This is a genomic window from Bacteroidales bacterium, assembly GCA_031275285.1.
In the GTDB taxonomy this organism is placed as follows: Bacteria; Bacteroidota; Bacteroidia; order Bacteroidales; family UBA4181; genus JAIRLS01.
In genome coordinates this window covers 19439-27999 of the sequence record JAISOY010000004.1, presented here as the reverse complement: position 1 = coordinate 27999, position 8561 = coordinate 19439, and the positions used below count along the sequence as shown (strand labels likewise).

General features: G+C 41.0%; 3 protein-coding genes. All 3 read left to right on the top strand.

The window, feature by feature from the left end; genetic code table 11:
- Positions 1 to 106 precede the first annotated feature (106 nt).
- The gene (locus LBQ60_00760) at positions 107 to 3514 is read left to right on the top strand and encodes a DUF4981 domain-containing protein (protein ID MDR2036432.1); all 3408 of its coding nucleotides are present in this window, start codon (positions 107 to 109) and stop codon (positions 3512 to 3514) included.
- A gap of 259 nt (positions 3515 to 3773) precedes the next feature.
- Positions 3774 to 3941, top strand: a complete 168-nt coding sequence (locus LBQ60_00755; protein MDR2036431.1) for a hypothetical protein — start codon at positions 3774 to 3776, stop codon at positions 3939 to 3941.
- A gap of 12 nt (positions 3942 to 3953) precedes the next feature.
- Positions 3954 to 8534, top strand: a complete 4581-nt coding sequence (locus LBQ60_00750) for a T9SS type A sorting domain-containing protein (GenBank protein ID MDR2036430.1) — start codon at positions 3954 to 3956, stop codon at positions 8532 to 8534.
- Positions 8535 to 8561: the final 27 nt, after the last annotated feature.

Genomic DNA, 8561 nt, shown 5'->3' with positions numbered 1-8561 from the left:
AACATCAATTATACCCATTCATGAAATGTCCATGCACTAAGGTGCACCAACCGTAATAATTATGTATGGACATTCCATCTGATCTTAAAAATTAAATTATACCCAGATGAAAAAAATATTTTTATTATGCTGCATTGCAGTAATATCTGTATCTGCACCATCCTTTCTTTACGGACAGAATGTAGAGATTGTGGAATTAGACAGTAAAGATCCCAACACTGCTGCTGTTTCAGCGCTTCCTTACTGGCAGGATGTCCAGGTGGTGGAAGTAAACAGAAGATATCCCCGCAGCGCATTTATGACTTATGACACACGGGAAAGCGCATTGACCTTTAAATATGAGAACAGTAAGTATTATCAGTTACTGAACGGTACCTGGAAATTTTATTTTGTAGATACTTATAAAAATCTGCCGGACAATATTACAGATCCTTCTGTTTCCACAGCATCATGGAAAGACATAAAAGTTCCGGGCAACTGGGAAGTACAGGGTTATGGCGTTGCCATCTATACCAACCATGGGTATGAATTCAAGCCGCGCAATCCGGTTCCGCCTATCCTGCCGGAAGAAAATCCTGTGGGAGTTTACCGCAGGGATATTGAAATTCCCGATGATTGGATGGATAGGGATATCTATCTGAATATCGACGGCGCGAAATCCGGTGTATATGTATACATCAACGGCAAAGAAGTAGGATACAATGAAGACTCCAAAACTACGGCAGAGTATTATATCAACCCCTATGTAAAAGCGGGAAAAAATGTGTTGACCCTGAAAATATTCCGCTGGAGTACGGGTTCGTATCTCGAATGTCAGGATTTCTGGCGCATCAGTGGTATTGAAAGGGATGTTTACTTGTGGTCACAACCCAAAACCGCTTTGAAAGATTTCAGGGTAGTATCGACTCTGGATGATACCTATAAGGATGGGATATTCCGGTTGGAAATGGATATTGAGAACAACGCACAATCTGCTACTGCACAACTGAAAGCCAGTTATGAACTGATGGACAGTAAGGGGACGGTAGTAGCGTCCGGTTCACGGGATATGAAACAGATTCCCCGAAGCTCAATGACTATTGGTTTTTCCGAAACCATCAAAAACGTTTCCACCTGGACATCAGAAAATCCGCAACTCTACAAAATGCTGATAAGTATTGAGAAAGACGGAAAGATCGTCGAAATAGTCCCTTATCATGTGGGATTCCGCAGGATCGAGATCAAAGAGGTCGCGCAAAAAGATGCCAAAGGCGAGCCTTACCGGGCATTTATGGTGAACGGACAACCCATTAAACTGAAAGGGGTGAACATTCATGAACATGACCCGAAAACCGGTCATTATGTCACTGAAGAAACCATGCGGAAAGATTTTGAATTAATGAAGCAACACAACCTGAATACTGTTCGCCTGTGTCATTATCCGCAGGGACGCCGTTTCTACGAATTATGTGACGAATATGGCTTATATGTATATGATGAAGCCAATATTGAATCGCACGGGATGTATTATAACCTCCGCAAAGGTGGAACACTGGGAAATAATCCCGACTGGCTAAAAGCACACATGGACCGGACCATCAACATGTATGAAAGAAGCAAAAATTTTCCTTCTGTTGCGATCTGGTCATTGGGAAATGAAGCTGGGAACGGATATAACTTCTACCAGACCTATTTATGGGTAAAAGAAAAAGAAAAAGGAAAAATGGAACGTCCTGTTTGCTATGAGAGGGCGCAATGGGAATGGAATTCAGACATGTATGTGCCCCAATACCCGAGTGCGGCATGGCTGGAAAAAACAGGCGCCGACGGTAGCGACCGGCCGGTAGTTCCTTCTGAATATTCACATGCTATGGGAAATTCAAACGGGAATCTGTGGGATCAATGGAAAGCCATCTACAAATATCCGAACCTGGGTGGTGGTTATATCTGGGATTGGGTAGACCAGGGCATCTGGGTGGATAAAGATGGCGGATACTGGGCTTATGGCGGCGATTTTGGCGTAAACGCACCCAGTGACGGTAATTTCCTCTGTAACGGACTGGTTAATCCGGACAGGAATCCTCATCCGGCAATGGCTGAGGTGAAGTATGCCCACCAAAATGTGGGATTTGAGGCAGAAGACCTGCAGAAGGGAAGCATTAAGATCACCAACAGGTTCTATTTTACGAACCTTTCTAAATATACTGTAAAATACCGGATCATGGCCAACGGACAAAAAGTAAAGGAAGCGGTCTTACCGTTAGACTTATCCCCTCAGTCATCGCAGGTAGTGACCATTCCCGTATCATCCCTGAAACCGAAAGCAGGAACCGAATATTTCATCAATTTCGAAGTAACCGCTAAAACTGCGGAACCATTGATCCCTGAAGGACACATCATTGCATACGACCAATTCAAATTACCCGTCAATGCGGATAAGAAGCATTTTTCTGCCAAAGGACCTGAGTTGAAAGTTAGCGAAGCTGGAAACACATTGACTGCGACTTCTTCTAAAGTACAATTCGTTTTTGATAAAAAGACGGGCGTTGTCAGTTCCTATAACGTGGATGGCAAGGAATATTTCCCGGATGGTTTCGGCATACAGCCTAATTTCTGGAGGGGTCCGACTGATAATGATTATGGGAACGGCGCTCCGGCAAGGCTACAGATATGGAAAAAGTCCAGCAAAGACTTTAATGTGGTGGATGCAAAGATTGAAAAATCCGGAAACCAGGCCGTAATAACGGCCAATTATCTGCTGGCAGCAGGAAATCTTTACATTGTTACTTATAAGATCTATCCGGGTGGTGAAGTGAATGTAAAAGCGCACTTTACCTCAACCGCTATGGAAGCTGAGAAAACGGATGTCTCCGAAGCTACCCGCACGGCAACATTCAGCCCTGACGTATCCGCGGCACGTAAAGCATCCGAAGGCCTTGAAGTTCCCAGGATCGGTGTACGTTTCCGTTTACCTGTAAGTATGGAAAATATTCAATATTTCGGCCGGGGACCTGAAGAAAATTATGTTGACCGGTATGCTGGAACACTTGTCGGGGAATACAAAACCACGGCCGGAAAAATGTATTATCCCTATGTCCGACCGCAGGAAAACGGACACCATACTGATACCCGCTGGATCGCACTCACCGAAAAAGGACGTGGATTATTGATCGCTGCCGAAAGAACAGTCGGATTCAATGCGCTAAGGAATTCTATCGAAGATTTTGATTCCGAGGAATCGACACATGATTACCAGTGGTCTAATTTCACACCGGAAGAAATTGCCGATAAAAATCCTGAAAAAGCAAAAAACAGACTGAGGAAGATGACGCATATCAATGACATCCATCCTCGTAATTTTGTGGAAGTATGTGTAGATATGAAACAGCAGGGAGTCGCCGGATACAACAGCTGGGGGGCACGCCCTTTTGGGGAATACATGATCCCTGCCAATCAGGATTATACCTGGAGTTTTACCCTGATCCCAATTAAAAATGTCTCGGAAGCAGCCGATAAGATGGAATATATTTATTGATCACATTACATATTTATAATGCAAAAAGAGTTGCCCAAAAGCAATTCTTTTTGCATTATCTAGATTTAGTTTACATAAAAAATATTCAACTCTAAAGCGCACCTATTAATTTAAAACACGCCTACCTGTTCAAGTATTCATTTATTTATCTCATCATTATCCTCCTGAAAGCAATAAATATTTACATTTTTTATAACTTTTTATTGACATAAACGTATAATACATATTAATAAATAATCTATTATCTTTGCGAGTGGTTATGGATCAGAAAATTAAAAATAAGATGGATAATAAAGATATAAAAATTGAACAAAGAAAGACATGGGTAAGGCCTATGTTGGAAGTTTTGGATCAAAGGAAAACTCATGGGGGTACAACTCCTACTTGGAGTGAAGCTGAAGGTTATGATTTTGGAGCAGAGTCTTGATATCTTAAAAACATGAAAAAATATTTACTATTAATTTATTGTTCACTTTTTATCTCCCATTCCTTGTTTTCTCAACAATGGATGGGAAGTGTTCATATTTCCGGTGCAGGAAATGAAATTTCAGAAGCTATTATAGCTGATGAACTTCAAAATACCTATGTGTCAGGAAATTTCACCCAAGAAATAAAGTTTTTAACAGAAACAGTTGTATCTAAAGGAGCAGCTGATATTTTCGTCATAAAATATGATGATAATAATGAAGAACTCTGGCATACAACTATCGGCTCTAAGCAAACCGATTACGTATCAAATCTCACCTTAACCGACGAAGCTCTGTTTGTTGCCGGATGTTTTAGCGATTCCTGTATTATCGGAAAAGATACTTTGGTATCGTTGGGTAATACAGATATTTTTTTAGCAAAATATGATAAACAAACCGGTACAGCGTTGCAGGCTTTTCACATCGTAGGTGGAACCGGAATGCTGCTTCTTACCGGATTGTCTACAGATAATTCAGGTAATATACTGGTCAGTGGAACTCTTATCTTCGGAGATGCCGGATTCCCGCCTTTTGATAATACTGTTTTAACTGGAGCGGTGGGATTTCTTGCCAAATATGACACAAACGGAAATTATTTATGGCATACCAGTTTTAGTAATTCTTCATTGGTCAGTAACGTGGTAGCAACAGATGATAATTATTATGTTGTAAATACCGGAAAAGGGAATATCAATATTAAAGATGCAACTGAGACAAGTTATGAAATACAATCTCCATCTACTGTAAACTACATCCAACTAATCTCATTAGATACAAACGGAAAATATCAGTGGGCGGAGATCAGTTCAAGTTCAAGTCCGACCTCAGTAAAATCCATAAAAATGGATTCGAAAGGTGTTTTGTTCATGGCTGGGTTATTTGAAAATGGGGATCTGGCCTTTGCCGGCAAATCTTTAGGATTAAACCATACTTCAGGATCTAAGGATATTTATATCATTTCAACTAATCCTTTGGCAAATTCTATTGATAATAATTCCATTTATGGAACATCCATTTCATCAACCGGGGATAATAATCTATATGGTTTGGAACTGCAAAACGATGTATTATATATTACCGGGAAAATTAATGGAACAGTTACTTTTAATAAAGATGTGGTAACAGCAGGTATGTTTGTGGCTTCATATATGATGGATGATGAAGATAAGTCTTTCAATGCGGTAGGTGCAGTTCCCGGGATATCAGGTGCATCTGACACAAAGGGGATTGTCTTTTCAGCAAAAGGATTTAAAATAATAGGGGGGTTCAATTCAGGTATCACTATTGGAGATGATACTTATACCAACCAAGGTATTGATACATATCTTGCTAAAGCTTGCCCTATTATTGCTATAGATACATTTGATTTCAAGCATGTTTCAGGATGTAACGCACTGGCTAAAAATGGTGAGATCAAAATAGATGTGAAAGGAGGTATTATCCCATCATCTTATATATTGATGAAAGATGGTTTTGGCGAAGTAGCCAATCAAACCACCAATCATTTTGCCAGTTTGGATACGGGTAAATATACTACTACTGTATTATATAATGACGGTTATTGCAGCAAAGATCTATCTTTCACGATAGAAGCGCCTCAATCATTGTCTTTTAAAAAGATCACCACTCCCACATTGACTTGTAACTCAGGAGAAACCGGAGCGATGGAAATCTCGATAAATAATCCTTCCAGAAAAGATTTGGAATATTATGCCAGGGGAATAATTCCTTCAAATCAAAGTCAAATATATTTCAGGGATTGGAGAGACGGCCCTATTGATACGGCTATGTTTGTTAATTGTCCTGTAGGACAATATACTATCAAAGTAAGGTTTAAAGAGGATGCAACCTGTGAAACAAGTTATATCATTTCTATTTCACCTATTGAAACAGGAGCCACTATAACTGTCTCTGCTGGCGATTATACTTGTAACCCTGCCAACATAATCCCTTCCGGTGATCAAGGAGTGGTAAAGGTCAATGTTAGTGATCCTGAAAAAGGAGAGTGGTTCTCTTTAGTTGACGCTGTGACTGGGGCTACAGTTCAACGTAAATCTTTAGGAGATGGTCAGGGGACAAATGAAGATTTTATTTTTGATGACAGGGCGTCTGCCGGTACCTACGCGGTCTTGGCCGGTGAGATAGGTAGTACATGCATGTTATCAGATACCATTACCATCGAACAACCCGACCCGATTGTGGTTCAATCCGTAAAAACATCCGGAGCATTGTGTTACGGAGAAGCATCCGGAAAAATAACTATTGCGGCTTATGGAGACGGCACCTCTTTGGATTACGAATTATTCATTAAAAATGAGGATGACGGTTATACGCCCATAAAGAATGGTAATTTCTCCGACAGGATACAGATTTCCGGCCTGTTGGCAGGCACCTATAAACTCGAACTGACCGATAATGTCAATGGGATGCAGACATGCGCTTACGCCTATCCTTATGAAATAGTTGTCCCCAATGTAGGTACTGAATTCGGGTTATCTGTAGCTGATTCCTCAAGCTTATGTTATGGTACTACCAACAGCGGTTACATTCATTTTAACTTAACCGGAGGTACTGCCGGAAGATATACTTATACGCTTACCGGAGGTAATAATCCTCCACAAAATATTACCGGGAGATTCAATAACCTACCGGCAGGCACATATCAGGCCAAGGTTATGGAACAGGCCAACGGTTGTGTATACGATTATCCCGAGCCTATCGAATTGATCCTGTTCCCCGAAATTTTGACAGGTTCCGTAACTCCGAAGGATGTACTTTGTAATGGGGAAGGTACCGGAGAAATATCCATTGCTTCCGTATCAGGAGGTTCAGGGAATTATACAGTCACTGCAACCAACACAGCCTCAAGCGCTATCCATACAGCCACAGGAACCAATCCTTATAAAATGGAAGGCCTGATCAAAGGAACCTATGCTATATCCATCAAAGATGACGTGACCAAATGTACACCTTCTCCCTTAAGCAATGTAACGATCGGAGAACCTGATGTGCTTGAATTTGAAACACGTACCAAAGAAGACATCAAATGCTACGGAAACCTTACAGGTAAAGTGATCGTAGCGGCTAAAGGAGGAAAAGCCGATGCACAGAATCCTTATCAATATTCCTTAACATACAGTTCGGTTACACATACACAGGCATCAGGCACTTTTGAAGGCTTAGTACCCGGATTTTACTCTGTCACTGTTGAAGACAACAATCAATGTACAGCTAATTCAGGTGCATTAGAGATCACTCAACCTGCAGATATCGAAATAAAAACTGTAACACCTACGGATGTGGTTTGCTTTGATGAATCCAACGGAAGTATCAATGTTACAGAAGTAATAGGGGGCACTATATCGTCCACCTATAAATATACCTTAAGTAATATTGACGGAACCAGTCCTATCGATAACGGAACTAGTCCCATATTTGCAGGACTGAAAGCCAAAAGCTATAAGCTTTCCGTCAGGGATGATTACAATTGCCTAAAGGAAATGTCTCCCATTGTGATCAATCAACCGGAAAAATTATTGGTTTCAGGTGATCTGAAAATTAAACCTGAAAGCTGTAAAGCTCCGGACGGAACCATACAGATCACCGTTACCGGAGGTATTGCTCCTTACAGTTTCTCTTCCGGAGGAAGTTATTCGGAATCACAATACGCTTCGACCTATAAATTCTCCGGATTAACAGCCGATCAATACACCATCAATGTAAAAGATAAAAACGGATGTATGATCGATCCGAAGAATGTTGACGTAGAAAAGAATTCATTAACGGCCGGAGCTGTAGCTACGGAAATCAAATGCTTTAAAGACAAATCCATGCTTATTGTCAACGCTTCATCTTCCCACGCTGCCGAGATGAAAAGCTTCAGCCTGTATAAAGGTGGTACGCTTTTCAAGGAAGAAACAAGTGCCGTATTCAATAATCTGGAGGCCGGTTCCTATTATGTAGCCGTTGTAGATACCAATGGCTGTACGGTCACCACACCTACAGTCCTGATTACCAGGCCGGATCAGATCGATGTTTCTGTTGATATGAAATCAGCCAGCGGACAGACTGTTGCTGATGGAGCATTGACTGTAAAAGTATCCGGAGGCACCCCGTTCGATGGTGATAAATACAAATTTGTGTTAAAGTCAAATAGTGAACTGGTTGCGGATATACTTACCACAAGTCCGAATACATTCGGTAACTTATTACCTGCAAGGTATGGAATAGAGATATGGGATAAAAATGATTGTTCATTGGGAACGATGGATGAAGTAGATATAAAAACCGGTATCAGGAATAAGGATGCCAATGAACTCAAGCTATATCCGAATCCGTCCGATGGAAGGTTCTATATCCAATGGAGCCAGGAAAAAGATATGTCCCTGAATGTGGAAATATTCAATATGGCAGGTAAACTTGTATACAAAAATGTGGTTCCCGTAGGAGCCGGGACGTCAGAAACCCTGATTGATATTTCCGGACAATCAAAAGGAACTTACATTTTGCGCGTCAGGGAATTGAATGTCCAGCAAAAACTAATCATACAATAATGATTTTTAGGCAAATACGAAGCCCTG